Annotated in this window: 19 protein-coding genes and 1 tRNA gene; 12 read left to right on the forward strand and 8 right to left on the reverse strand. The window is 70.3% G+C overall.

From position 1 onward, the window contains the following. The first annotated feature begins 16 nt into the window (after positions 1 to 16). Together QZ749_RS17965 and QZ749_RS17970 are read left to right on the forward strand one after the other, a co-directional pair. Positions 17 to 490 carry a hypothetical protein gene (locus QZ749_RS17965; protein ID WP_296949544.1) on the forward strand — a complete coding sequence of 158 codons (474 nt, stop codon included), beginning with the start codon at positions 17 to 19 and terminating at the stop codon, positions 488 to 490. Continuing rightward, positions 487 to 1,404 carry a DUF2145 domain-containing protein gene (locus QZ749_RS17970; protein WP_296949546.1) on the forward strand — a complete coding sequence of 306 codons (918 nt, stop codon included), beginning with the start codon at positions 487 to 489 and terminating at the stop codon, positions 1,402 to 1,404. Before QZ749_RS17965 ends, QZ749_RS17970 begins: the two co-directional genes overlap by 4 nt. Positions 1,405 to 1,436: 32 nt before the next feature. Here QZ749_RS17970 and QZ749_RS17975 read toward each other — a convergent pair whose 3' ends face one another. Both QZ749_RS17975 and QZ749_RS17980 read right to left on the reverse strand, forming a co-directional pair. Then, positions 1,437 to 1,778, reverse strand: coding sequence for a hypothetical protein (locus tag QZ749_RS17975; protein ID WP_296949548.1), 342 nt, complete (start codon positions 1,776 to 1,778; stop codon positions 1,437 to 1,439). 137 nt (positions 1,779 to 1,915) lie between these two features. Further along, positions 1,916 to 2,620 (reverse strand): YjjG family noncanonical pyrimidine nucleotidase, encoded by a 705-nt coding sequence (locus QZ749_RS17980; protein ID WP_296949550.1) that lies wholly within the window; start codon positions 2,618 to 2,620, stop codon positions 1,916 to 1,918. Positions 2,621 to 2,761: 141 nt separating this feature from the next. On the opposite strand from QZ749_RS17980, the gene QZ749_RS17985 reads away from it, so the two are divergent. Next, positions 2,762 to 5,167 (forward strand): DUF4214 domain-containing protein, encoded by a 2,406-nt coding sequence (locus QZ749_RS17985; protein WP_296949551.1) that lies wholly within the window; start codon positions 2,762 to 2,764, stop codon positions 5,165 to 5,167. 33 nt (positions 5,168 to 5,200) lie between these two features. Here the strand turns inward: QZ749_RS17985 and aqpZ are convergent, their stop codons facing one another. Beyond that, positions 5,201 to 5,950, reverse strand: a complete 750-nt coding sequence (gene aqpZ / locus QZ749_RS17990) for an aquaporin Z (RefSeq protein WP_296949552.1) — start codon at positions 5,948 to 5,950, stop codon at positions 5,201 to 5,203. A gap of 30 nt (positions 5,951 to 5,980) precedes the next feature. Next, positions 5,981 to 7,957: a hypothetical protein gene (locus QZ749_RS17995; protein ID WP_296949554.1), complete on the reverse strand. Its 1,977-nt coding sequence runs from the start codon at positions 7,955 to 7,957 to the stop codon at positions 5,981 to 5,983. Positions 7,958 to 8,140: 183 nt separating this feature from the next. Between QZ749_RS17995 and QZ749_RS18000 the strand changes: the two genes are divergently transcribed. Next, positions 8,141 to 8,488 carry a hypothetical protein gene (locus QZ749_RS18000; RefSeq protein ID WP_296949556.1) on the forward strand — a complete coding sequence of 116 codons (348 nt, stop codon included), beginning with the start codon at positions 8,141 to 8,143 and terminating at the stop codon, positions 8,486 to 8,488. Positions 8,489 to 9,170: 682 nt separating this feature from the next. Continuing rightward, positions 9,171 to 12,236, forward strand: a complete 3,066-nt coding sequence (locus QZ749_RS18005) for a di-heme oxidoredictase family protein (protein ID WP_307726670.1) — start codon at positions 9,171 to 9,173, stop codon at positions 12,234 to 12,236. Between the two features lie 168 nt (positions 12,237 to 12,404). On the opposite strand, the gene QZ749_RS18010 is transcribed toward QZ749_RS18005, so the two are convergent. Next, complete coding sequence (locus tag QZ749_RS18010) at positions 12,405 to 13,460, reverse strand: AI-2E family transporter (protein ID WP_296949560.1); 1,056 nt, start codon at positions 13,458 to 13,460, stop codon at positions 12,405 to 12,407. Between the two features lie 137 nt (positions 13,461 to 13,597). Beyond that, complete coding sequence (gene fdhD / locus QZ749_RS18015; protein WP_296949563.1) at positions 13,598 to 14,431, reverse strand: formate dehydrogenase accessory sulfurtransferase FdhD; 834 nt, start codon at positions 14,429 to 14,431, stop codon at positions 13,598 to 13,600. Between the two features lie 208 nt (positions 14,432 to 14,639). Between fdhD and fdnG the strand changes: the two genes are divergently transcribed. The 7 genes from fdnG to QZ749_RS18050 all read left to right on the forward strand — a co-directional run bounded on the left by fdnG (position 14,640) and on the right by QZ749_RS18050 (position 24,008). Then, on the forward strand, positions 14,640 to 17,711 hold the full coding sequence (gene fdnG / locus QZ749_RS18020) for a formate dehydrogenase-N subunit alpha (RefSeq protein WP_296949564.1): 3,072 nt from the start codon (positions 14,640 to 14,642) through the stop codon (positions 17,709 to 17,711). A 19-nt stretch (positions 17,712 to 17,730) separates the two neighbouring features. Continuing rightward, positions 17,731 to 18,651 (forward strand): formate dehydrogenase subunit beta, encoded by a 921-nt coding sequence (gene fdxH, locus QZ749_RS18025; RefSeq protein WP_296949566.1) that lies wholly within the window; start codon positions 17,731 to 17,733, stop codon positions 18,649 to 18,651. Further along, the gene (locus tag QZ749_RS18030) at positions 18,641 to 19,297 is read left to right on the forward strand and encodes a formate dehydrogenase subunit gamma (protein ID WP_296949568.1); all 657 of its coding nucleotides are present in this window, start codon (positions 18,641 to 18,643) and stop codon (positions 19,295 to 19,297) included. Before fdxH ends, QZ749_RS18030 begins: the two co-directional genes overlap by 11 nt. Before the next feature lie 102 nt (positions 19,298 to 19,399). Beyond that, complete coding sequence (gene fdhE, locus QZ749_RS18035; protein ID WP_296949570.1) at positions 19,400 to 20,434, forward strand: formate dehydrogenase accessory protein FdhE; 1,035 nt, start codon at positions 19,400 to 19,402, stop codon at positions 20,432 to 20,434. Beyond that, complete coding sequence (gene selA / locus QZ749_RS18040; RefSeq protein WP_296949571.1) at positions 20,431 to 21,861, forward strand: L-seryl-tRNA(Sec) selenium transferase; 1,431 nt, start codon at positions 20,431 to 20,433, stop codon at positions 21,859 to 21,861. Before fdhE ends, selA begins: the two co-directional genes overlap by 4 nt. After that, positions 21,858 to 23,744: a selenocysteine-specific translation elongation factor gene (gene selB, locus QZ749_RS18045; protein WP_296949573.1), complete on the forward strand. Its 1,887-nt coding sequence runs from the start codon at positions 21,858 to 21,860 to the stop codon at positions 23,742 to 23,744. The genes selA and selB overlap by 4 nt, the downstream gene beginning before the upstream one ends. A gap of 171 nt (positions 23,745 to 23,915) precedes the next feature. Further along, positions 23,916 to 24,008: transfer RNA gene (locus QZ749_RS18050), tRNA-Sec, on the forward strand. A gap of 10 nt (positions 24,009 to 24,018) precedes the next feature. Here QZ749_RS18050 and QZ749_RS18055 read toward each other — a convergent pair. Beyond that, positions 24,019 to 24,465 carry a hypothetical protein gene (locus tag QZ749_RS18055; RefSeq protein WP_296949576.1) on the reverse strand — a complete coding sequence of 149 codons (447 nt, stop codon included), beginning with the start codon at positions 24,463 to 24,465 and terminating at the stop codon, positions 24,019 to 24,021. An 11-nt stretch (positions 24,466 to 24,476) separates the two neighbouring features. Next, entirely contained in the window at positions 24,477 to 25,586 is a 1,110-nt protein-coding gene (locus QZ749_RS18060) for a catalase family protein (protein ID WP_296949578.1), read from the reverse strand. Positions 25,587 to 25,616: the final 30 nt, after the last annotated feature.

Consider the following 25,616-nt stretch of genomic DNA (forward strand, 5'->3'; position numbering starts at 1 on the left):
CTTACCGAAAACCACCATGAACCACGCTCTCTTTCGCCGCACGTCGGCCCTCGCCCTGCTCGCCGCCGCCTGCGCCGCACCCGCCTATGCCGACAGCGTCGCCTCGTCCGCCTCCAGCGCCGGCTCGGCCTCGTCGGGCAGTATTTCCGACTCGATCGGCGGCTCCAGCAACAGTTCCAATGGCGACCGCCGCGTCGCCGCCGGCGACTACCGCGTGATCGACGTCGCGCGCGCGCCGGCCCGCGCCGACACCACCCGCATGACGCTGCGCGCCGTCGCCGATGCCGGCACCGGCCAGCTGCGCGAATTCCACGTCGACGTCCCCGATCGCGCGCTGGCCCGGCGCCAGGTCCAGGCCGGCGAGCTCGTGCACGTCAACGCGCGCGCCTACGGCTACGAATTCGCCTATGGCGACACGCGCCAGTCCTTCTTCCTGGCGCTGCAGGACGACTGGTACCGCGAACTGGGTTCGCGCAAGGTCGCCATTTGAGCCTGGCGCGGCGGGTCCTGCGCGCCGCCGCCTGCGCGCTGGCCCTCGGCCTGGGCGCCGACGCCCGGGCCGGCATCCCGGTCCTGTGCGAGCGCCACGTGGAGATCGACGCGGCCGACCAGGACCGGGCGCTGCGCTTTGCCGGCGCCATCAAGGAAGTCCTGGAACGTTCCGGCGCGACGGTCGCGCTGGCGGCGCGTGCCGGGCTCGACCTGAGCCGCTTCGGCCTGCTGTACTCGCACGCCGGCATCGCGCTGCGCGACAATCCCGACGGCCGCTGGGCCGTGCGCCAACTGTATTACGCCTGCGACGAGTCGCGCCCGCGCCTGTTCGACCAGGGCGTGGCCGGCTTCGCGCTGGGCGCCGACACGCCCGGCCGCGGCCACGTCGCGCTGGTGTTCCCCACGGCGGACGATGCGGCGGCGCTGGAGCGCGCGGCCCTCGACAAGTCCCTGGCGCTGTCCCTGCTGGGTGGACGCTACAGCGCCAACGCCTATGCCTTCGGCACGCGCTTCCAGAACTGCAACCAGTGGGTGGCGGAATTGATGGCGAGCGCCTGGGGCGGCCTCGGCGGTGCCGGCGGCGACGCGCGCGTCCGGGCGCAATCCTGGCTGCGCACGGTCGGGTATGCGACGGAACCGGTGAGGATACCGTCGCACTGGATGGTGTTCGCCGGCCAGTTCGTGCCGCTCGTGCACATCGTGGACCATCCGGTCGAGGACTTGCAGGCGCTGGCGCTGCACGTCAGCGTGCCGGACACGCTCGCGGCCCTGGTGCGCGCGCGCACGCCGCAGGCGCGGCGCGTCGAACTGTGCCATGACCGCGAGCGCATCGTCGTGCACCATGGCTGGGAGCCGCTCGGTCCGGCATGCACGCCCTTGCCGGGCGACGAGGTGATCGCGTTCGGCTCCTAGCTTGCCGTTCGCGTCACGACAAGGCGACGTGCCTACATGCTCGGCTTGTCGTCCGCGAGCGAGCCGATCGGCTTGTCGTGCTCGGCCGGTGCGCCGGCCTTCGACGCGCCGGCTTCCCCGCCGGACGCCGACCCGCTGACGCCGGACTGGCTGTTGCGCACCGTGTCGGCGGCGCTGCCGCGGCTCGTCTGCGCGGCGCCGGCGGGGCCGACGTTGCTTTCGGGCGCGGACTGGAGGAAGCCGCCGTCGCGGCCGCTGCCGGTATGGATGCCGGTCACGGCGCTGCCCTGCGCCTGCTGGCGGCTGGCCTGGCTGTCCTGCTGCCGGCTGTCCTGCTGCTTGCCTTGTCGTTCATCCTGCTGACGCTTTTCCATCGTGGCCTCCTGGCGTGATTGCTCATGCCTCGATGGTAACGTTCCTTGCGCGGCCGCCAATAGGAGGACGGAGCGGGAAGCTGTAGGTCACGGACCACGCGGCCGGCCGGCGGGATGCCCCGCGCCTGGCCGTGCCTTCAGGCAGGCACAGCCGCGCCGCGCAACACGCCCAGCACGGCGTCCAGCCGCGCCACCTCGTAGGTCGGCACGGCCTCCGACGCATTTGCCAGCCCGCCCGGATTGAACCAGCAGCTCTCGATGCCGAAGCGGTTCGCGCCGAGGATGTCGGCGTCGAGCCGGTCGCCGACGATGACGATCTCGGCCCGGGTGCAGGCGCGCGCCATCCCGACGGCGTACGCGAAGAAGCGCACGTCCGGCTTGGCGAAGCCGCAGGCTTCCGACGTGGCGACGAAGGAGACGTGGGCCTGCAGGCCCGAGCTGGCGATGCGCCGCTGCTGGATGTGCTCGACGCCGTTGGTGATGATCCCGACCTCGCCCACCGCGGCGAGCGCCGCGCACAGGGCCGGCGCGCCGTCGACCAGCACGACCGAGTGCGCCAGCGCGTCCAGGTACAGCGCGCTGGCGGCCTGCGCGTCCAGGTCCAGGCCATGGTCGGCGAAGGTCTTGCGAAACCGCTCGACCTTGAGGAAGTCCTTGCTCACGGCGCCCAGCTCGAAATGTCGCCAGAGCGCCGTATTGATGACCTGGTAATGGCCGAACAGGGCGTCGACGTCGCCCTCGACGCCCAGCGCCGCGAGGGTGCGCCGGAACGACAGGCTTTCCGACGCGCGAAAGTCCAGCAGCGTGTCGTCGAGGTCGAACAGGAAGAGTTTGTGCTTCATTTTATGCAATGGAAAATGCCCGACACTGTTGCATCCTAGCACGCCGATGCCGCTTTGCCGCAGTATTTCCGGATGGCACATATATCGCTGGGGCATAATATCCAGTTCCATCCCGCTGTCCAGCCCTTGCGCGAGTCCGTCTTGATCCCGACACCGAAAACCGTCCGTTCCGCCGCCCCGATCGTCCTCCTGTCCCTCGTCGCCTCCCTGCTGCACGGCTGCGGCGGCGACGCCGACCTGCCGCCGGCTGGCGCCACCGCGCCGCGCCTCGCGGCACAGGTCGGACAGGTCGGGCAACCCGCCGCCGGCACCGTCCGGCTCGGCGACGCGCCGACCGTCGCCGACGCGGCGCGCGCCGCGGCCGCCGCCCGGGGCACCGAGCATTCGCGCGCGGCGGACGGCGCCAGCCTGGCCATCGACACCCAGGACCGCGAAGCCGTGCGCCTGTTCTACAACCACGTCTACGTGCAACCGGCGGTGCCGATGGAATGGACCGGCGACTACGCGAGCGGCCGCGCCGGCAGCGTGGGCGCGGCCTGGCAGGCGGCGACCAGCCTGCGCCTGAACTGGTACCGGGCGATGGCCGGCGTACCGGCGGCGACCACGATCTCCCCGGTCTTCAGCGCCAAGGACCAGGAAGCGGCGTTGCTGATGAGCGTGAACGGCCAGCTGTCGCACAGTCCGCCGGCGAGCTGGAAGTTCTACACGGCCACGGCGGCGGAAGCCGCGGGGTCGTCCAACCTCGCGCTCGGGGCCACCGGCGCCCAGGCGATCGAGTCCTACATCTCGGACTACGGCGACAACAACGGCCCGGTGGGCCACCGCCGCTGGATCTTCTATCCGCAGACGCGCGTGTTCGGCAGCGGCGACGTGCCGCCCGCCCAGTCGAACGGTTCCAGCCTGTGGGGCGCGAACGCCCTGTGGGTCTTCGACGGCAACTACGGCGCGGCGCGGCCGCGCGTGCGCGACGACTTCGTGGCCTGGCCGGCGCGCGGCTATGCGCCGTATCCGGTGGTGTTCGGGCGCTGGTCGCTGTCGTATCCGGACGCCGATTTCAGCCAGGCCACGGTGAGCGTGACGCGCGACGGCGCGCCGGTCGCCGCGACGGTCGAGACCCGCAGCACCGGCTTCGGCGAGAACACCATCGTCTGGCAGGTCGCCGGCATCCCCCGCGACGGCCGCCACGCGCGCCCGGCCGCCGACGTGCGCTACCACGTCACGGTGGCGGGGACGACCGTGGCCGGCGCGGCGCGCCGCTTCGAGTACGACGTGGTGGTGTTCGATCCGGTCGTCGAAACGCCGGGCGCCGCGCGCGCGCAGGTCAGCGCCCCGGCCATGGTCGATGCCGGCGCGACCTACACCGCGCAGGTGACCCAGGTGCCGGGCGCCACCGGCTACGCCCTGCTGTCCTACCGCCGCACCCCGCTGGCGGCGCTGGCACCGTCCGACTACAGTGCGGCCGGCTGGAGCCTCGGCGCCAACGCCTCGGGCGGCACCTTCGCCTCCGGCGCCGTGCACCTGTACATGGACAATAGCGCGACGGCCAGCCCGCAGGTGGCCACGCTGAACCGCAAGCTGCTGGTCGACGCCGGCGGCGGCGCGCTGTCGCTCACGCGCGCGCTCGGCTATGCGACGCCGACGCAGGTATTCCGCGTCCAGGTGTCGAAGGACGACGGCGCCAGCTGGTCCGACGTCTACAGCGAGGCCGGCAAGGACACGCCGGTGGCGGCAGGCACGCTGTCGATGTCGCTGAACGCCTACGCCGGCCGGGTCGTGCGCCTGCGCCTGCTGGTCGAGGATACCGTCAGCCGCTACACCGGCGAAGAATCCGGCTGGACCGTGCGCGACCTCGCCTTCAGCGGCGTCAGCGAACTGGGCGACGAGCGCGTGGAGCGCAATGCGAGCGGCACGTTCGTATTGGCCGCCGGCCAGGCCGGCAACGTCGTGCTGGTGCCACGCGTCCAGTACCAGGGCCTGTACGACGGCGACGGCGGCGCACCCGCCTACGTGGCCGTGGACGGCGCCGTGCTGCACGGCCCGCGCAACTGGTACACGCTGTCCCGCGCGAACGGCGTACTGACCATCGCCGACAACGTGGGCACGGACGGCGTGCAGACGGTGCGCAATCCGTACCGGCTGGACTTCACCGACGTCTCGCTGGCGTTCGACGTGGACGGCAACGCGGGCAAGGCCTACCGCCTGTACCGCGCGGCGCTGGGCCGCCAACCCGACCTGGCGGGCCTGGGCTTCTGGATCGCCGCGCTGGACGGCGGGGTGACGCTCGACGCGATGACGGACGGCTTCGCCACCTCCGCGGAATTCCAGACGCTATATCTCGGCAAGAGCAACGAACAGCTGGTGGACGCGCTGTACCGCAACCTCCTGGGCCGTGAACCCGACCCGGCCGGCGCGGCCTTCTGGGTGCGCCAGCTGGCCAGCGGCCAGCCGCTGCGGGCGCTCCTGGTCGCCATCAGTGAAAGCGCCGAGAACCGCGAACGCACCGCCGGCGAAACGGCCCTGGGCATCCTGTTTACCCGCGCCAGGTAAGGTCCGCAACCAGCGCGGCGCGGCGGCGCCCCGTCAGGTCCGCGCTCCCATCCCGAACCCGCCCGCCGGCTCGCCCGTCAGCGCCGGCGCGGCCGGCTCGCGCTGCAGCACCAGCCGGTCCAGCAGGCCGGCCAGGATGCCGCCGAGCAGCGGCGCCAGCCAGAACGCCCACAACTGCGCCAGTGCCCAGCCGCCGACGAACAGCGCCGGCCCGGTGCTGCGCGCGGGATTCACCGACGTGTTGGTGACCGGGATGCCGACCAGGTGCACGAGCGTCAGCGCCAGCCCGATCGCCAGTCCGGAAAAGCCGACCGGCGCGCGCGCATGGGTGGCGCCCAGGATCACCAGCACGAACATGAAGGTCAGCACCGTTTCCAGCAGCAGCGCCGCGCCCAGCGCATAGCCGCCCGGCGAGTGGCTGCCGTAGCCGTTGGCGGCGAAGCCGGCCTGGGCGTCGAACTCCGGGCGCCCGCTCGCCACCAGCCAGAGCACGGCGGCGGCGGCGATCGCGCCGGCCACCTGCGCGACCACATAGGGCGCCAGGTATTTCCCCGGGAAGCGCCCGCCGGCCCACAGGCCGAACGACACGGCCGGATTGAAGTGGCCGCCGGAAAGCGGGCCGAAGGCATACGCCGCCGTCAGCAGGCTCAGGCCGAAGGCCAGCGCGACGCCGGCGAAGCCGATGCCGGTGCCGGGAAAGGTGGCGGCGAGGACGGCGCTGCCGCAGCCGCCCAGCACCAGCCAGAACGTGCCGAGGAACTCGGCGAGGAATCGCGTCGACATGGTTTGCCTCCAGTACGCCAGGGTGGATGGTCAGGGATGCGCGCGCCGTTCGCCGCGGCGCGGCTGCTGGGTGCGCGGGCCGCGCGGACGGCTGGCCGTGGCGGCCGGCGCCGCCCGGGCCGCCTGCGCCGGCACCGGCGCCGCCTGCGGCACCACCGCCGTGACGCGCGCCTGCTTCAGGCGCCAGCCGGCGCCGGAATCCGGCACTTCGGCCAGTTCGGTCTGTCCTTCGATGCGCACCGGGCGCCCGGCCACCTCGGCGCCGGCGCTGCGCCAGCGCACCAGCGCCTGCGGCGACTCCGGCCGGTCGGGCGCGATCCCGTAGATGGTGGCGCCCTCGACCACCAGCGCCGCCCCGCTTCCCGCGCCGGCGCCCGGCACGGCGATGTCCGGTCCCAGGCCCGCGCTGGTGCCGCAGGCGCAGCCCAGCGTGCCGGCCAGGTCGCCGCACAGCTGCGCAAGGCGGCTGCGCAGGCCGAGGTAGCGCTGGGCCTGCAGCCGGCCGTGGCGGTACAGCGCGGCGCGCAACCGTGGATCGCGGTCCAGCTTGGAGTTGGCGCCCAGCGCCACGCCGGCCGCCGCCTCGACGGCGCTGCCGTCCATGATGATGCGGTCGACCTGCACCTGGCGGTCGCCGCGCGCCGCGGCGGGCGTGGCGTCGCCGTTCAGCCGGACGCCGTGGCGCGCCCCGCCGCCAGCGGTGTCCGCGGCCTCGTCCATGCGGCGGTTGATCGCCTCGACGAAGCCGAGTTCCTGGTTCAGCGCCAGGTTGCCCGCCAGGGCGTTGCGCAAGTCCCAGATCTCGCCGCCGGACAAGGCGATCCGGCGCCCCGGCCCGCCGGCATGCGGCGCTTCCGCCTTGGCCTCGACGGGATTGATCTGCACGACCCAGATCTCGTCCGGCTTCTTGCTCTCGTCCAGCACGCCGGACAGGAAATTCTTGATCGGCGGGTTCTGCGAGAACAGGCCGTCCCACAACACCAGCTGGCGCGGCGCCAGGGTAGCGTCGTCCAGCGCCATCAGCTCGCGCGCCCGGAACAGCCAGGGCACGGCCGCCGAGGCCAGCACGGCGTCGAGCGAGATGCCGCCGTCCGCCGGCGCGCGCTCGGAACTGAAGGCGACGAATTCGCCCTGGTGCAGCTCGACCGCGCCGACCAGCAGGTGCGGGATGTGGCGCGTGACGCGCTGCACGGCGCGCGCCAGGCCCGCCAGGGCGGCGTGCTCGAAGCGCAGCGCGGGCGCACGCCAGCGCGCGAACGCGGCGCGCAGCAGCGCATCGTCGTCGAGGCCGATCTGGTCCATGCGCGCGGCCAGCGCGGCGGCGGCGTCCAGCCGGGCGGCGATGCGGCCCTCGATGGCGGCGCGCGCGTCGACATGCCCCTGGCGGCACGGCGCCTCCGGCGGATAGAGCGCGGCCTGCAGGTCGCTGCGCATCCAGCGCCGCACCTCCAGCGGGATGCTGGCGAATTCGCCCAGCAGGCCGACCAGCTGCCAGTCGACGCCCGGGCGCAGCAGCCCGGGCAGGTCGAAGAACGCCGGCCGCATCCACGGATTGTCGCGGCCCAGCGCGTTCGCCAGCAGCGGCCAGGCGGACGTGTTCAGCAGTTCCATCCAGGCCATCGGGAAGGCGTAGGGACTGGTCTTGATGTCCAGGCCCCAGGCGCCCGCCAGGTCGGCCATGGCGCGGCACGCCCGGTTGACCTGCCCCTCGGTCCACTTCAGCGCCGCGTTGCCGGACCAGAACGCGTCCAGGCGCCGCTCGGCGTCGCCGGCGCCCCCGGTGATGAAACCGTACCAGCCCAGCAGCGCGCTGATCGCCCCGCCCGAGGTGCCGCTGACGGCCACCAGCGCCGGCACGTCCGCGCCGGGCAGGCGCAGGTCGTCGTCGGCCTCGCGCGCCACCCGCAGGTTGTCCAGTTCGCCCAGCAGCACGGGCAGTACGCGACCCGTGTACGCGGCGTGGCTGCCGCCGCCCTGGCAGGCGATCGCGATATCCCTTACCGCCATGATGCCCCCCGTCGTCCCACGTCCCTGTCGCCGTATCCGGCATGTGCTTAGGCCCTGGCGCGGCACGCCCGGTTCCGCGGTGAGCCGGCTTGCCGGCGGTTTTTTTCCGCATGGGCCCGGGACCATCTTGCTTATTTGTAATGCGTCACGAATAATGCGTGCTCGACCATTACCGGAACCGGCATGAAGCAGACCGAAGACCAGCGCACCATCGAACTTCCCCTCGAGGCGGCGCCGAAGAAACGCGGACGCCCGAAAAAGGCCGACGCACTGAGCGACGCGGAACGCGCGCGGCGCTACCGGGCGCGCCAGAAGATGCTGCCGAAGGACGAATGGAACTACGAGCAGGTCACCGCCACCGCGCGCGCCGAGATCGCCCGCCTGCTGGCCGATGCCGGCGGCCGCCCGGCCGGCGAGGCGGAATTGATGGCGCAATGGGCCTATGGGATGTTCCTGCTGTGGGACCGGGTCACGGCGCAGTGCCAGCGCGCGGCCGACCGGCGCGAACTGCAGGCGCTGGTATCCGCCTGAGGCACGCCTGGGCCGCACCGGGCCACACAACGTACGCCATCGTCACATCCGTCAGATTTTTGCCGGAATCTGCATGTTTAGCGCGACGATCTCGGGCGCGATTTGCTTGTTTAGCTCAGCCAGGACAACTCGCGCGGCGTGGGCGCCGCGAGCTTGACACGTGTCCTTACAGCGGATATCGTTCCGCAAACATTTCCACACGGAAACAAAAAAAAGAACGACCGTACCATCGGCGCAGCGGTTGCACTACCGTGCGCCATGCCGAACTCGTCTTTAGAAAAATGCTGCAGGAAATGAATTGCCCTGCCCGGCGCCGACCCGACGCCGGACGGGGCTGTCGTCGTGCCTGGCCGGGCACGACGACGTTGATGTTTCCGGCCTGAATACTGCCGTCATCGCGGCATTTATTTGCCTTAATGACATGATGAATATCATATGAGCAATCATGTTATCCGGAAGATAAATGCAGGTCAAGCAGTTTGCGGGCTGGAAACGAAATTCGGGCAAAAGCCGATGTATCCACCATCTCGAGAGGGAGAAAACCATGCCTGAACGGCATCCAAGCAAACATCAACCCACCGGCGGCGCCCCCATACGACAGGTTCCCCTCGCCCTCGTCGCCTCCTTGTCCGCGCTGCTGGCGGCTTGCGGCCCCGGCGGCGACGCCACGTCCGGCGGCACCATGGCGCGCACCGCGGCCATGGTCACGACGGCGCAGGCCGTGCTGACCCCGGTGAACGCCGTGGCCAGCTCGGCGGAACGGGGCGACCTGTCGGCCGCGGCGGCGATCGACCACGACGACAACACGCGCTGGGGCAGCGGCTTCTCGGACGACCAGTTCCTGACGCTCGACTTCGGGGAATCGAAGCCGATCAACCGGGTCCGTATCGCCTGGGAAAACGCCCACGCCACCCAGTACCTGCTGCAGGTGTCGGACGACAACGCCCACTGGACGACGATCAGAACCGTCAACGACAGCGCCGGCGGCGTCGAGGACTTCGGCGGCCTTAACGCGCAGGGCCGCTACCTGCGCATGCAGGGCGTCAAGCGCTCGACCCAGTACGGCTACTCGATCTTCGAGATCCAGGCCTTCTCGGGCGGCGACGCGCCCCAGCAGCCTTCCCAGCCGACGCCGCCGCAGGTCGACCTGGGCAAGCCGGGCGTGACCGTCAAGCCGGTCGCCGCGTTCTCGTCGGGCGACGAGAACGGCGGCCTGGCGGCGTCGATGGCGATCGACGGCAAGCCGAACACGCGCTGGGCCAGCCGCGCCGAGGACGGCGCCTGGATCACCTTCGACTTCGGCGCCAAGACCCCTGTCGGCTACATGAAGCTGGTCTGGGAAAACGCCTACGGCAAGGAATACCTGCTGCGCACCTCGGACGACGGCCAGACCTGGTCGCAGCTGCGCTACGTCAGCGGCGCCAGGGGCGGCACCGAGGAGCTGTTCAACTTGAACGCCAACGCCCGCTACGTCCAGCTGCAGGGCGTGGCGCGCGCCACCCAGTACGGCTACTCGCTGTTCGAGGTGGAGTTCAAGACGCCGGGCAGCGACAACACGCTGGTCGGCAATGCCACCTCCGCGCTGAAGTACCCGGCCGACGGCAGCGCCCTCGCCCCGTTGCCGGCGGCGGCGAATCCGATCGAGACGCTGCAGTTCACGCTCCCGGACGGCACCCTGGTGACGCGCTTCGGCGCCCGCGCCATGGCCCGCCACGGGCGCGAGCGCGGCGAGGAATGGAACGAGGTCGGCTACGGCCCCAACGAGACCATCGACCCGGTCACCGGCCTGCCGCGCGACAACGGCCCCGGCAACTACCTGACCTTCGTGCCGCAGTACTTCAAGAACCGCACCTGGGGCATCGAGATCATCGACAACAGCCGCGTGCCGGGTGTGACCAGGCCGACGCTGACGTACAACCAGTACACCATCGTCGACTTCCTGCCGGGCCAGGTGGCGTTCTTCCGCGCCTTCGACCGCCCCGGCGTGACCGGCTACGGCTGGATGAACCCGGGCAAGCTGGTGGACGACAAGGTCACGATCTGCCCGCCGACCCCGTACCCGGCGGCCGGCCGGCTGAACACGCCGAACGGCATCAACGGCGCCTGCACGCTGCAGCACACGCAGTATCCGGGCCACGGCGGCCTGGGCGCCGACGGCCTGCCCAACGGTACCGACGTCAAGGCGCGTCCGCTGGTGGTGGGCGACGTCATCGAAGTGGCCCCGTCGATGTTCGGCACCGTCGAGGGCATGGCGGCCAAGGGCGACAACGGCGGCATCCGCTACTACGGCCCGGAATGGGTCTACGTAGTCGGCAGCGGCCTGCGCCCGTGGTACGGCGTGCAGCCGCGCCTGAACTCGGTGCCGCTGCCCGACGCGACGCTGTCCGGCGGCCAGGGATCGGTGTCCTATAACTACTCGGACAACGGCCTGTTCATGTTCCAGCAGCCGCACAACCACGCGGGCATGCAGAACATGCAGCGCTTCGTCGAGGGCCGCCGCCTGGTGCACACCAACTTCACCACCGGCGACCACAACGAGCCGGGCAACGACCGCTACCTGGCGGCCGTCGGCATGCAGGGCGGCCGCTTCAACCAGTCGGCCTGCATCGGCTGCCACGTCAACAACGGCCGCAGCCCGGCCCCGGCCGCCGTCAACCAGCGCCTGGACGCGATGGCGATCCGCGTGGCGGCGCTCGACGCCAATGGCGCGCAGGTCCCGCACCCGCTGTACGGCACCGCCGTCCAGATGAATGCGGCGGCCATCGCCGGCAATGCCCAGAACTGGGGCAACGGCGTCCGCCTGGGCAGCTTCGAGACCCGCACCGTCAAGCTGGCCGACGGCACCGCCGTCGAGCTGCGCAAGCCGGTGGTGGCCTTCGAGGGCGCGACGCCGGCGGCGGTCTCGCTGCGCTCGGCCCAGCCGATGATCGGCACCGGCCTGCTCGAAGCGGTGCCGGAAGCCGACATCCTGGCGCGCGTGCGCACCGCCCCGGACGCCGATGGCGTCAAGGGCACGGCGCAGTACGTGTACGACCCGGAGACCGGCGCCGTGCGCCTGGGCCGCTTCGGCTGGAAGGCCGGCAAGGCGACGCTGCGCCACCAGTCGGCCGAGGCGCTGCTGCTGGACATGGGCGTGACCTCGCCGATCTACCCGAACCGCGCCTGCAACAACGGCCCGGCCGCCTGCGCCGCCGGCGGCGCCCAGGCCGGCATTTCCGAGGCCGACCTGCAGTCGATCGCGAACTACCTGGCCCTGCTGGCCGTCCCGGCCCAGCGCAGCCTGGCGTCCGGCTTCCCGAAAGGCGTGGCGCCGATCGAGGAAATGGACGTCAACCCGGCCGCCGTGGCCATGGGCGCGAAGCTGTTCCAGGGCATGCGCTGCACGGCCTGCCACGTCGCCGAGATGAAGACCGGCAATGGCCACCTGTTCGCGGAACTGCGCAACCAGACCATCCGTCCGTACTCGGACCTGCTGCTGCACGAGATGGGCACGGGCCTGGCGGACCGGTTCGCCGAAGGCCAGGCCAAGGGCAGCATGTGGCGCACGTCGCCGCTGTGGGGCATCGGCTATACCGAGAAGGTGATGGGCACGGCGGGCCGCGTCGGCTACCTGCACGACGGCCGCGCGCGCAACCTGACCGAGGCGATCCTGTGGCACGGCGGCGAGGCGGAGAAGTCGCGCCAGCGCTTCGAGAACCTGTCGAAGGCGGACCGCGACGCGCTGATGGCGTTCCTGCGCTCGCTGTAAGCGCGCGGTAGCGTACAACGCCGAGGCGGCACGGTGGGCACACCGTGCCGCCTTTTTCGTGACGCGCCACGACAACGTCGCCCCGGCGCAGGCCGGGGCCCAATGCTGCGGACGTTTCCACTGCGCGTAACAATCGGGTCCCGGCCTGCGCCGGGACGACGGGACGCATCAGACCTTCGACACCACCCCGTCCTCGACGACGGTCACGCTCCCCCCGCGCAGCCACCAGAACAGCATGGCCATCATGAAGGGGCCGACGAACAGCCCCAGCACGCCGATGGTCGACACGCCGCCCAGCAAGCCGAACAGCACCGCCAGGAACGGCAGGTCGACCCGGTGCCCGATCAGCTTGGGACGGATGAACTTGTCGACCATGAACAGCTCGATGGCGCCCCAGCTGAACAGCCCGAGCGCGGCGCCGGCATGGCCCTGGCCCAGCAGCAGGATCGACACGGTGGTGAACGACAGCGGCGCGCCGCCCGGAATCAGCGCCAGGTAACCGGTGATGACGGCCAGCAGCACCGGCGCCGGCGCCCCGGCGATCGCGTAGGCCGCGCCCAGCACGATGCCTTCCAGCAGCGCGATCGAGCACAGGCCCAGCGCCGTGCCGCGCACCGACAGCGGCAGCAGGCGCCGCACGACCGGGTAATGCATCGGCATCAGGCGCATGCCGGCGCTGTCGGCGTAGCGCACGACGGCCGGGCCGTGCAGGTACAGCACGAACAGCGTCAACAGCGTCAGGAACAGGTACAGGGCATTCGCGAGGATGGTCGAGCCCCAGGCGCGCAGCGTGCCGGTCAGGTGCGGCAGGAAGTCGCCGACCGTGGTCTGGATCAGCGTGCGCAGCCCGCCCGGCACGGCCAGGTGCTGGTTCCACCACTTCAGGGCCGGCTCGGCCAGCATCTGCGGCAGGCCGACCAGCCAGCCCGGCGGCGGCACCCCGCCCTGGTTGACCTGGGCGAACATGCGCTCGATGCCGGCCAGCTCATGACCCAGCGCATTCACCAGCAGCAACGACGGTCCCACGAAGCACGCCACCAGCAGGAACAGCAGGCACGCCGCGCTGCCCATCGGCGGCCAGCCGCGTTCGAGCAGGCGCCGGTGCAGCGGCCAGGTGATCACGGCCAGCAGGCCGGCCCAGGCGAGCGCACCCAGGAAGTGTTGGAGGAGGAAGGCCAGCGCGATGGCGAACAGCACCGGCGGCAGCATGGAACGGTACGGCATGTGGATCCCGAAATGACGGCGGCAGGCAGGATTGACTTGCCGACATGAAAGAATAAACCGGGGATGCCGTATGGACAACCGCAGTTTTTGTGAGGATGACTTCGAAATTTCCTGCGCGGTGGCGATCCCGTGACGCGTCACGCCGCGCCGGGCGTGGCGGCCGGCACGGCGCCATCGGGCGCCAGGCCGGCGGGATAGGTGTAGCAGACGAAGTTCTCGCCGCGCGCGAACGCCAGCAGCGTCATGCCGGCCCGGTCGGCCAGTTGCACCGCGGCCAGCGTCGGCGCCGACATGCCGACCAGGGCGGACACGCCGGCCAGGCTAGCCTTCTGCGCCATCTCGAAGCTGACCCGGCTGGTGATGAGCAGGAAGCCGGCGCGCGGGTCGGCCTTGGCGCGCGCCATCGCGCCGATCACCTTGTCGAGGGCGTTGTGGCGGCCGACGTCCTCGCGCACGACGCGCAGCGCGCCGTCCATGCCGCACCAGGCGGCCGCGTGCGCGGCGCCGGTGCGGCGCGTCAGGTGCTGCTCGGCGCCGATGGCGGCCAGCGCGCGGCGCACGCCGGCGGCATGGAAGCCGGCCGCGGGCGGCAGCTGGGGCAAGGGACGGCAGACCTGGTCGAGGCTGTCGACGCCGCACAGGCCGCAGCCGGTGCGCCCGGCCAGCGTGCGGCGCCGCTCCTTGAGCGCCATGAAGGCGGAACTGGCGATCTCGAGCTGGACGGCGACGCCCTGCGGCCCGGTCTCGACGTCGATGCCGTAGCATTCGCCGGCATGGCCCAGGATGCCCTCGCTGAGCGAAAAGCCCAGCGCGAACTCTTCCAGGTCGGCCGGCGTGGCCATCATCACCGCATGCGATATCCCGTTATACACGAGGGCGACGGGGACCTCGTCGACGATCGTGTCCTCGACCTCGGCCGCCGACCCGCCGCGCATGCGCAGGACGCGCCGGGTCGCGGCAGTCGGCGGCAAACCGGTTTCGGGAGTACCATGCGAGGCGGGAGGGGTTGGCAGGTTCGTCAATTTTCAAAATCCCGGGCGCCGGACGGCGCCGCAGCGTGTTGTGGAAACTACGTATTTTCGGCAAAGAAGGAAACGTCGCGACAATTTTAGCATTCATCAAATAGGGACGGAGTGTTACACTCCAGGAGCAATAGTTTCCCGTTAGAAGGACATATTCATGAACCAAATGTCAAGGCGCCAGTTCCTTAAGGTAACTGGTGCAACCATCGCCGGCTCGAGCCTGGCGGTGCTTGGCTTTGCTCCGGCAACGGCCCTGGCCGAAGTCCGGCAGTACAAGCTGGCCCGCACGACCGAGACGCGCAATACCTGCCCCTACTGCTCCGTCGGTTGCGGCATCCTGATGTACGGCCTGGGCGACGGCGCCAAGAACGCGGCCGCATCGATCATCCACATCGAGGGCGACCCGGACCACCCGGTCAACCGCGGCACGCTGTGCCCGAAAGGCGCTTCGCTGGTGGACTTCATCCACAGCCCGAGCCGCCTGACGGAACCGAAGGTGCGCAAGCCCGGCAGCAACGAATGGACCCCGATTTCCTGGGACCAGGCGCTGGACCGCATCGCCAAGCTGATGAAGGAAGACCGCGACGCGAACTTCATCGAGAAGACGGAAGACGGCAAGACCGTCAACCGATGGCTGACCACCGGCATGCTGGCCGCTTCCGCGGCGAGCAACGAAGTCGGTTACCTCACGCACAAGACGATCCGCAGTCTGGGGATGCTCGCATTCGATAACCAGGCGCGTGTCTGACACGGTCCGACGGTGGCAGGTCTTGCCCCGACGTTTGGCCGTGGAGCGATGACGAATCACTGGGTCGACATCAAGAATGCCGATGTGATCCTCGTCATGGGCGGCAATGCCGCCGAAGCCCACCCCTGCGGTTTCAAATGGGTCACCGAAGCGAAGGCACATAACAAGGCCAAGCTGATCGTGGTCGATCCACGTTTTACCCGTACCGCGTCCGTCGCCGACTACTATGTCCCGACGCGTACCGGCACGGACATCGTATTCCTGGGCGCGATCGCGAACTACCTGATCACGAACGACAAGATCCAGCACGAATACGTCGCCAACTACACCGACATGTCCTTCATCGTGCGCGAGGATTTCGCGTTCGACGACGGCATCTTCTCGGGCTACGACGCCAAGGCCGGCAAGTACGCCGACAAGTCGAGCTGGAACTACGAGATGGGCGAGGACGGCTTCGCCAAGGTCGATCCGACCATGCAGCATCCGCGTTGCGTCTACCAGCTGTTCAAGGCGCACTATGCGCGCTACACGCCGGAGATGGTGCAGCGCGTGTGCGGCGTGGCGCCGGAACAGTTCCAGAAGGTCGCCGAGGCGCTGGCCTCGACCGCCTCCCCGGGACGCGCCGGCACCATCCTGTACGCGCTGGGCTGGACCCACCACTCGACCGGTGCGCAGACCCTGCGCATGGGCGCGCTGGTGCAGCTGCTGCTGGGTAACATCGGCATCGCCGGCGGCGGCATGAACGCGCTGCGCGGCCACTCGAACATCCAGGGCCTGACCGACCTCGGCCTGATGTCGAACCTGCTGCCGGGCTACATGACGCTGCCGTTCGAGGCCGAACAGGACTTCGACGGCTTCATCGCGGCGCGCGCGCCGAAGGCGCTGCGTCCGAACCAGCTGAGCTACTGGAGCAACTACAAGAAGTTCCACGTCTCGTTCATGAAGACCTGGTGGGGCGACGCCGCCAAGGCCGAGAACAACTGGGCCTTCGACTACCTGCCGAAGCTGGACAAGCCGTACGACCTGCTGCAGGCCATCGAGCTGATGCATAACGGCAAGATGACCGGCTATATCTGCCAGGGCTTCAACGTGCTGGCCTCGTCGCCGAACAAGCAGAAGACGCTGGAAGCGCTGGCCAAGCTGAAGTGGCTGGTCATCATGGATCCGCTGGAAACGGAAACGGCCGAGTTCTGGAAGCCGCACGGCGAATTCAACGCCGTCGATCCGGCCAAGATCCAGACCGAGGTGTTCAGCCTGCCGACGTCCTGCTTCGCCGAGGAACGCGGTTCGCTGGTGAGCTCCTCGCGCGTGCTGCAGTGGCACTGGCAGGGCGCCGAGCCGCCGGGCAAGGCCAAGAGCGACCTGGAAATCATGTCGGGCATCTTCCTGCGCATGAAGAAGCTGTACCAGACGGAAGGCGGCAAGTTCCCGGACCCGATCCTGAACCTGACCTGGCCGTACGCGCAACCGTACAGCCCGCAGCCGGAAGAACTCGCGATGGAGTTCAACGGCAAGGCGCTGGCCGACGTGACGGATCCGAAGGACCCGACCAAGGTGCTGGTCAAGAAGGGCGAGCAGCTGCCGAGCTTCGCGATGCTACGCGACGACGGCACGACCACGTCGGGCTGCTGGATCTTCGCCGGTTCCTGGACCCAGGCGGGCAACCAGATGGGACGCCGCGACAACAGCGACCCGACCGGCATCGGCAACACGCTGAACTGGGCCTGGGCCTGGCCGGCGAACCGCCGCGTGCTGTACAACCGCGCCTCCGCCGACACCAAGGGCAAGCCGTTCGACATCAAGCGCAAGCTGGTGGCCTGGAACGGCACCAGCTGGAGCGGTCCGGACGTCCCCGACTTCAAGCTGGACGAGGATCCGGCGAACGGCATGAACCCGTTCATCATGAATGCCGAAGGGGTGGCGCGTTTCTTCGCCCGCGGCATGATGAACGAGGGACCGTTCCCCGAGCACTACGAGCCGTTCGAGAACCCGCTGGGCTACAACCCGATGCATCCGAAGAACAAGCTGGCGACGTCGAACCCGGGCGCGCGCGTGTTCCCGGGCGACCGCGCCCAGTTCGGCACGCACGAGGAGTTCCCGGTGGTGGCGACGACCTACCGCCTGACCGAGCACTTCCACTTCTGGACCAAGCATGCCCGCCTGAACGCGATCATCCAGCCGGAGCAGTTCGTGGAAATCGGCGAGGCGCTGGCCAAGCAGATCGGCGTGTCGACCGGCCAGACCGTGAAGGTCAGCAGCAAGCGCGGCCACATCGTGGCCAAGGCGGTGGTGACCAAGCGGATCCGGGCGCTGAAAATCGAAGGCAAGGAAACCCATACCGTGGGCATTCCGCTGCACTTCGGCTTCAAGGGCCTGACCAAGCCGGGCTACCTCACCAATACCCTGACCCCGGTGGTGGGCGACGGCAACTCGCAAACGCCTGAATTCAAGTCCTTCATGGTGAAGGTCGAGAAGGCTTAAGGACGGCGGAGATATTTATATGGCACTTCAATCTTTGGATATCAAGCGGGTTTCCGCAACTACCGTCCAGCCGCCCAGCGTCCGCGCGCCCGTCGAGGGCACGGTCGCCAAGCTGATCGACGTCTCGAAATGCATCGGCTGCAAGGCCTGCCAGACGGCGTGCATGGAATGGAACGACACGCGCGACGACGTCGGCTTCAACGCCGGCGTCTACGACAACCCGCTCGACCTGTCGCCCAAGTCGTGGACCGTGATGCGCTTCACGGAGCACGAGAAGGACGACGGCAACCTCGAGTGGCTGATCCGCAAGGACGGCTGCATGCACTGCGAGGAACCGGGCTGCCTGAAGGCCTGCCCGTCGCCCGGCGCGATCGTGCAGTACACCAACGGCATCGTCGACTTCCACCAGGAGAACTGCATCGGTTGCGGCTATTGCGTGACCGGCTGCCCGTTCAACATCCCGCGCATCTCGAAGGAAGACAACCGCGCCTACAAGTGCACCCTGTGCTCGGACCGCGTGGCCGTCGGCCAGGAACCGGCCTGCGTCAAGACCTGCCCGACCGGCGCCATCGTGTTCGGCTCGAAGGAGGACATGAAGGCCCACGCGGCGGAGCGGATCGAGGACCTGAAGGAACGCGGCTACGACAAGGCCGGCCTGTACGACCCGGCCGGCGTCGGCGGCACGCACGTCATGTACGTGCTGCACCACGCCGACCGTCCGGCCCTGTACCACGACCTGGCCCGCGATCCGTCCATCAGCCCGATGGTCGGCCTGTGGAAGGGCGTCACCAAGCCGCTGGCCCTGCTGGGCATGGCGGCCGCGGCGATCGGCGGCTGGTTCCACTACACCCGTGTCGGTCCGAACGAGGTCAGCAAGGACGAGGAGGCCGAGGCATTGCACGAGGCGCGCAAGCTGAAGGGAGAACAGCATGAAGCATGATAAAGACGGTCACCCGCTCATCCAGCGTTATACGCCGAACGAGCGCAGCAACCACTGGATCACGGCGATCACGTTCGTCCTGCTGGCTTTGTCCGGCCTGGCCATGTTCCACCCGGCCATGGCCTGGCTGGCCGCGCTGTTCGGCGGCGGCCAGTGGACCCGCATCCTGCACCCGTTCTTCGGCATCGTGATGTTCGTCTCGTTCGCGATCCTGGTGGTGCGCTTCTGGGGCCACAACAAGTTCGAACCGGGCGACCGCGAGTGGCTCAGCCGTCCGGGCGACGTGCTGGCCGGCCGCGAAGAGGTGCTGCCGCCGGTGGGCAAGTACAACGCCGGCCAGAAGGTGCTGTTCTTCGTGCTGGTGATCGCGATGATCGCGCTGCTGCTGTCGGGCATCGTGATCTGGCGCGAGTACTTCTCGCACCTGTTCCCGATCGGCCTGCGCCGCTTCTCGTCACTGCTGCACGCGTTCTTCGCCTTCGTCATCATCATGGCGATCATCGTGCACATCTATGCCGGCCTGTGGGTCAAGGGCTCGGTGGGCGCGATGACGCGCGGCTTCGTCACCTACGGCTGGGCGCGCAAGCACCATCCGCGCTGGTTCCAGGCCGTGATGCGCAAGGGCGCCGACAAGGCGGGTCGCTGACACCGTCCCTGCCCCCTCACTGACACACCGAGGCGCATTGATTTACAATGGGCCGGGTTCGCCGAGGCGATCCCGGCCTTTTTTCATTCGTAGAGAACTATCTTGGTACAACGTCTGCTCCAACCTGGCGAGATCGAATCGCTCGACCACACGTCCATCCCGCGCCTGCTGCTGCCGCACCCGGCCTCCCTGTACGCCGCCCGCGCCGCGCGCCTGCGCGCGCTGGCCGCCGGCAACGTCCAGGGCATCCCGGTCGACGACGCGCTGCGCGGCTATCTGGCGCTGATGGCCTGCGTCGCCGACGCCCAGCAGGCCGTGGTGGACGCCATCGGCCGCGACGGCGTGCCGCTGCCGGACGACGCGTCGCTGCGCCTGGCGCACGACCACAACATGCCGCCGCTGCCGGCCACCGGCAGCCGCCCGGCCGCCTGGCGCGACGTGTTCGCGCGCCTGCTGGCCGCGCTGGGCGCGGCCGACGCGGCGCCGCCGCAGCTGGCCGCCGCGCTCGAGACGCTGCGCGCCACCCCGGACGCCGAGCTGGAAGGCATCGCCGACGCCATCCTGGGCAGCTTCGACGAAGGCGCCGACCCGCTGCGCGCGCCGTTCGTCGCGGCCGCGCTGCAGGTGACCTGGAGCGTCATGGCCGCGCAGCTGGACCCGGCCTGGGCCCAGCCGCTCGTCACCGGCACCCTGTGCCCGGTGTGCGGCGCGCAGCCGGTCGCCAGCGTGGTGCGCATCGGCGGCCAGTCGCAGGGCTACCGCTACCTGCACTGCAGCTGCTGCGAATCCGAATGGCACATGGTGCGCGTGAAGTGCTCGCACTGCGAAGCCAACGGCAAGATCGCCTACCAGGGCCTGGTCGGCAAGGACGCCGACCCGGTCGCGGAAAACAAGGCCGCCGCCGCCGAGGGCAAGACGCTGGCCAAGGCCAACGACCCGACCAAGGTCGCGCGCGCCGAGACCTGCGACGACTGCGGCACCTACCGCAAGATCTTCAACCAGGAACACGACTACCACGTCGAGCCCGTCGCCGACGACCTGGCCAGCATGATGCTGGACGTGCTGGTCGCCGAGGCCGGCTATGCGCGCGCCAGCGGCAATCCGCTGCTGTGGCTGAAGGAAGGCGAAGGCGCATGAGCCCGAGCATGCGCGAGATGCCGGCACCGCACGTGCGCCTGCCCGCCGTGCACCTGCTGCTGGACGACGCCGGCTGCGCGCCGCTGCTGGCGCGCCATGGCCGCGAACAGGTCGTGGCGCACCTGCGCGCCGTGCTGGACGCGCTGCGCGCGCGCCTGCTGGCCGGGCAGGCGCCCGACGTGGCGCCGGCCGCCATCCTGGCCCAGCTGGACGCGCGCCTGGCCGCCGCCAACGCCTCCAAGCTGCGCCCGGTCTACAACCTCACCGGCACCGTGCTGCATACCAACCTGGGCCGGGCGCTGCTGCCCGACGCCGCCGTGCAGGCGGTCGTCGAGGCCCTGCAGTGGCCGATGAACCTGGAATGGGACATCGAGACCGGCGCGCGCGGCGACCGCGACAACCTGGTCGAGGAACAGCTGCGCGCGCTGACCGGCGCCGAGGCCGTCACCATCGTCAACAACAACGCGGCCGCCGTGCTGCTGATGCTCAATGCGCTGGCGAGCGATCGCGAGGTGATCGTGTCGCGCGGCGAGCTGGTCGAGATCGGCGGCGCCTTCCGCATCCCGGACATCATGTCCCGCGCCGGCGCCCAGCTGCGCGAAGTGGGCACCACCAACCGCACGCACCTGAAGGACTACGCCGAGTTCGCCGGCGAGCGGACGGCGCTGCTGATGAAGGTCCACGCCAGCAACTACGCGATCACCGGTTTCACCAAGGAAGTGTCGGTGGCCGAGCTGGCGCCACTGGCGCGCGAGCGCGGCATCCCGCTGGCCGTGGACCTGGGCAGCGGCACGCTGGTCGACCTGGAACGCTGGGGCCTGCCGCACGAGACCACCGTCAGGGAAACCATCGCCGCCGGCGCCGACCTGGTCACCTTCAGCGGCGACAAGCTGCTGGGCGGCCCGCAGTGCGGCGTGATCGCTGGCCGCAAGGATCTCATCGCCGCCATCAAGAAGAACCCGCTCAAGCGCGCGCTGCGCGTCTCCAAGCTGACCCTGGCGGCGCTGGAGCCGGTGCTGAACCTGTACCGCGCGCCCGACCTGCTGCCCCAGCGCCTGACCACGCTGCGCCTGCTGACCCGACCCGCGCACGCGATGCGGGCGGCGGCCGAGGCCCTGTGCGCGCCGCTGCAGGACGCGCTGGGCGCGAGCTACGTCGTCGCCGCCGCGCCGATGGCGAGCCAGATCGGCAGCGGCGCCCTGCCGGTCGACCGCCTGCCGAGCCACGGCCTGGCGATCCGCCCGGCGCCGGGCACGCGCGGCAATCCGCTGGGCGTGCTGGAACGCCGGCTGCGCGCGCTGCCGCGCCCGGTGATCGGCCGCATCGCCGACGACACGCTGTGGCTCGACCTGCGCTGCCTGGAAGACGACCAGCGCGACGCGTTCCAGGCCCAGTTCGCGCACCTGCAAGGCGGCGGCGCGGCATGATCGTCGGTACCGCAGGACACATCGACCACGGCAAGACCACGCTGACGCGCGCGCTGACCGGCGTCGACACCGACCGCCTGAAGGAAGAAAAGGCGCGCGGCATCTCGATCGAACTCGGCTACGCCTACCTGCCGCTGGCGGACGGCGCCGTGCTGGGCGTGATCGACGTGCCGGGCCACGAGAAATTCATCCGCACGATGGCCTCCGGCGTCACCGGCATCGACGTCGCGCTGCTGGTGGTCGCCGCCGACGACGGCATCATGCCGCAGACGCTGGAACACCTGGCCATCCTCGACCTGCTGGGCGTGCGGCGCGGCGTGGTCGCGCTGACCAAGACCGACCGCGCCGAGCGCGCCCGCATCGACGCGGTGGCGGGCGCCGTCCGCGCCCTGCTGGACGGCACGCCATTGCGCGGCGCGCCCGTGTTCGAGACGGCCGCCGCCGTGCCGGGCGATCCCGGCACCGCCGCCCTGCTGGCGCACCTGCAGGATCTCGCGCGCGCACTGCCGGCGCGCCACGAAGACCGCCTGTTCCGGCTGGGCGTGGACCGCGTGTTCACGCTGTCCGGCCAGGGCACGGTGGTGACGGGCACCGCACTGGCGGGGCGCGTCGCCGTCGGCGACACGGTGACGCTGGCGCCCTCGGGCCGCCAGGCGCGCGTGCGCGCGATCCACGCCCAGAACCGCGCCGCCGGGCACGGCACGGCCGGCCAGCGCCTGGCGCTGAACCTGGCGGGGGTGGCCAAGGAAGACGTCGCACGCGGCAGCTGGGTGGTCGAACCGCGCATGGCCGCCTGCTCGGAGCGCGTCGACGCCGACGTCTCGCTGCTGGCGGACGCCGGCACGCTGAAGGCGTGGACGCCGGTGCACGTGCACCTGGGCGCGGCGCACCTGACGGCGCACGCGGTGCCGCTCGACGGCGATACCCTGCAGCCGGGCGGGCGGGCCCGCGTGCAACTGGTGTTCGACGCGCCCCTGCACGCGGTGCCGGGCGACCGCTTCGTGCTGCGCAACGCCCAGGCCACCCAGACCATCGGCGGCGGCGTCGTGCTGGACGCCTTCGGCGCCGCGCGCAAGCGCCGCAGCGCCGCGCGCCTGGCCTGGCTCGATGCGCTGGCCGCCTTCGTGGAGCACGGCGACGCTGGCGCCATCCTGGCCGCCAGCCCGGCCGGCCTGGCCGCCTCGGAGCTGGTGCGGCTGGCGCAGCGGCCGCTCGACGCGCTGCGCCTGGACGCGGACGTCGTGCGCCTGCCGCTGGCGGGCGGGGACGCGCTCCTGATCGCTCCGGCGATGCTCGCGCCGCTGCAGGCGCGCGTGCTGGCCGGCCTGGCCGACTACCACGCGCGCCATCCGGACGAAGCCGGACCGGAACTGTGGCGCCTGAAGCGCATCGTGGCGCCGGACGCGGGCGACGCCCTGTGGAGCGGCCTGACGGAACGCCTGCTGGGCGCCGGCACGATCGCGCGCACCGGTCACCACCTGCACCTGCCGGGCCACAGCGTGGCGCTGGGCGAGGCCGAGCTGCGCGCCGCCGCCCTGCTGCTGCCGGTGCTCGAAGCGGGACGCTTCGATCCGCCCTGGGTGCGCGACCTGGCGCGCGCGTTCGCGATGCCGGAGGAGGCGGTGCGCGCGCTGCTGCGCAAGCTGGCGCGCGCGGGACAGGTGAGCCAGGTCGTCCACGACCTGTTCTACCACCCGGCGCCGCTGGCGGAACTGGCGGGCATCGTCGCCACGCTGCCGGACGCGGAAGCGGCGACGTTCCGCGACGCCACCGGCCTGGGACGCAAGCGCGCCATCCAGATCCTGGAGTTTTTCGACCGCGTCGGCTATACTCGCCGCGTCCGCAACAGCCACCTGGTGCGCCCGAACGTCAGCTGGCGCTAGCGGAGGGGTCAGCGGAGGGGTCAGAGCCCGGCTCACCCGGTTAGGCTCTGGCCAGGGGTCAGAGCCCGGTTCACCCGGGTGGGCTCTGGCCAGGGGTCAGAGCCCGGTTCACCCGGGTGGGCTCTGACCCCGGTGTTCAGCCGAGACGCCAACACAACGTTGGCAAAACATGGAAGGCATTCTCATCCGGTGATGGGGCCGGGCTTCAAACCCGGTGGGGGGCGTCAGCCGCTCTCCTGTAAGTTCGACTCTTTCTGCCTTCCGCCCTCCCCCTTCACTTCTTGGCCGCCGACTGGTCCAGCGCGTGGCGCTCGACGTCGTTCATCTGCGCCTCGGACGGATCGACCTGCATGGCTTCCTTGGTCTCGTTGCCGGCCGCCGCCTTCGAGATGTCCGGATCCGGCTTGAGCTGCGCCTTCACGCCGCCGGCCGCCTCGCCCTTGGTCGCGGGCGCGTCCTTGCTGCCGTGGTGCTTGGCGCCCTTGTCGACCTTGTGCGGCTTGTTGGCCTTGGCGTCGCGCTGCCCCTTGCCGGGATGGCGCGCATCCTGCCGGTCGGCCGTGGCGGTCCGCCCCGGCGTGGCCTCGGTGCCGGGCTTGCTGTCGGCCTGCCCCTGCGGCGGGTTCGCCATGTTCGGCACCGAATGGCTCTGGGCCAGCGCCGCCGGCGCCCCCAGGGCGGCCGCCAGCATGGCGGCCGCCGCGATCGTCGTCTTGATCATGATGCTCCTCCTTATGCGCCCTTGAGCGCCTCGATGTCCTTCGGTTCCGCGACCGGCACGCCGTTGCGCTCCGCGCGGAAGCGCTTCGACATCGCGTACACGTCCCTGCGCACGCGCATGATCGAGCCCAGCGGCCGGTGCGCGGCCAGCGCGTGCCAGGGATTGAACTGCATGCCTTCGTCGATGCGCTTGGCGCGCTCTTGCGTCCAGGCCGGCTGCGGCGGCACGCGCAGGCGCGCCACCGTCACGTAGGGACTCAGGTCTTCCGGCCACTCGACCGACGCATCCTCGAGCGGCATCTTGTCGATGTCGGTGCACAGCTGCACGCGCAGCTCCCATTCGCCGCCCTGGCCGGCGAAGTGCGCGACGACGGCGTCGCGCAAGCCATCCGGGCGGTCCTTCAGGTCCACCGGCGCGTCCTTCAGCGCCACCAGTGCCGGCGCTACAGGCGCCACCTGCACCTTGGCCATGTAGGGACCGTACAGGATCGGCACCTGGCTGTAATACGTCTCGCCCAGCGGATGCGTCTCGGGATGGCCGCCCATCGCCTTGAGCGTCGCGCTTTCGCCGCCCACCGCCTCGATCGCCTTCTCGGTGCCGCGCGCGACGGCCGAGAACAGGCGCTTCAGATTCGGCGCCTTGTCGGTGGTGGCGGCCAGCAGCTTGGCGCTGCCGGCGAATTTCCTGGCCGTGGGCGCATTGAACACCGGGCCGTTCACCATCACGAAGTCCTGCGTCGCGTCGCCCTCGCTGCCCGCCACGCGCGGCCCCGCCACACCGACCACCTTCAGGCCCATGCCGCGCGGGGTCGACACGTCGTCCGGCAGGATGTCGCCCGGCGTGGTGGACAGGCGCAGCACCGCCGGATACGTGCCCGGCTGCGCGAACAGGCCCTGCGCGTAGGCCGGCGCCAGGCCGTCCAGCACCGTCAGCTCGCCCACCAGCAGGCCATGGGTCTTGGCGTGCACGCTGCGGATCGCATGGCCGGAATCCTCGAAGGTCTTCACGGAGATCTGGTGCATCGTGTCGCGCAGGTCGGCGTTGGTCTGGACTTCGTCCTCTTCCGGCACTTCGTACGCGGCCTGGTAGGGCAGCGGATGGATCGTCGTGGGGGCGTTCATGGCATGCGGTTCCTGTCCTGTTGTCGAATG

The sequence above is a fragment of the uncultured Massilia sp. genome, assembly GCF_913773735.1.
Lineage (GTDB): Bacteria > Pseudomonadota > Gammaproteobacteria > Burkholderiales > Burkholderiaceae_D > Telluria.

Excerpts from the sequence above, each read along its gene's own strand:
- QZ749_RS17965 (WP_296949544.1), top strand. The coding sequence starts at position 17 with ATGAACCACGCTCTCTTTCGCCGCACGTCGGCCCTCGCCCTGCTCGCC.
- QZ749_RS17975 (WP_296949548.1), bottom strand. The coding sequence starts at position 1,778 with ATGGAAAAGCGTCAGCAGGATGAACGACAAGGCAAGCAGCAGGACAGC.
- QZ749_RS17980 (WP_296949550.1), bottom strand. The coding sequence starts at position 2,620 with ATGAAGCACAAACTCTTCCTGTTCGACCTCGACGACACGCTGCTGGAC.
- aqpZ (WP_296949552.1), bottom strand. The coding sequence starts at position 5,950 with ATGTCGACGCGATTCCTCGCCGAGTTCCTCGGCACGTTCTGGCTGGTG.
- QZ749_RS17995 (WP_296949554.1), bottom strand. The coding sequence starts at position 7,957 with ATGGCGGTAAGGGATATCGCGATCGCCTGCCAGGGCGGCGGCAGCCAC.
- QZ749_RS18000 (WP_296949556.1), top strand. The coding sequence starts at position 8,141 with ATGAAGCAGACCGAAGACCAGCGCACCATCGAACTTCCCCTCGAGGCG.
- QZ749_RS18005 (WP_307726670.1), top strand. The coding sequence starts at position 9,171 with ATGGCGCGCACCGCGGCCATGGTCACGACGGCGCAGGCCGTGCTGACC.
- QZ749_RS18010 (WP_296949560.1), bottom strand. The coding sequence starts at position 13,460 with ATGCCGTACCGTTCCATGCTGCCGCCGGTGCTGTTCGCCATCGCGCTG.
- fdxH (WP_296949566.1), top strand. The coding sequence starts at position 17,731 with ATGGCACTTCAATCTTTGGATATCAAGCGGGTTTCCGCAACTACCGTC.
- QZ749_RS18030 (WP_296949568.1), top strand. The coding sequence starts at position 18,641 with ATGAAGCATGATAAAGACGGTCACCCGCTCATCCAGCGTTATACGCCG.
- selA (WP_296949571.1), top strand. The coding sequence starts at position 20,431 with ATGAGCCCGAGCATGCGCGAGATGCCGGCACCGCACGTGCGCCTGCCC.
- selB (WP_296949573.1), top strand. The coding sequence starts at position 21,858 with ATGATCGTCGGTACCGCAGGACACATCGACCACGGCAAGACCACGCTG.
- QZ749_RS18055 (WP_296949576.1), bottom strand. The coding sequence starts at position 24,465 with ATGATCAAGACGACGATCGCGGCGGCCGCCATGCTGGCGGCCGCCCTG.
- QZ749_RS18060 (WP_296949578.1), bottom strand. The coding sequence starts at position 25,586 with ATGAACGCCCCCACGACGATCCATCCGCTGCCCTACCAGGCCGCGTAC.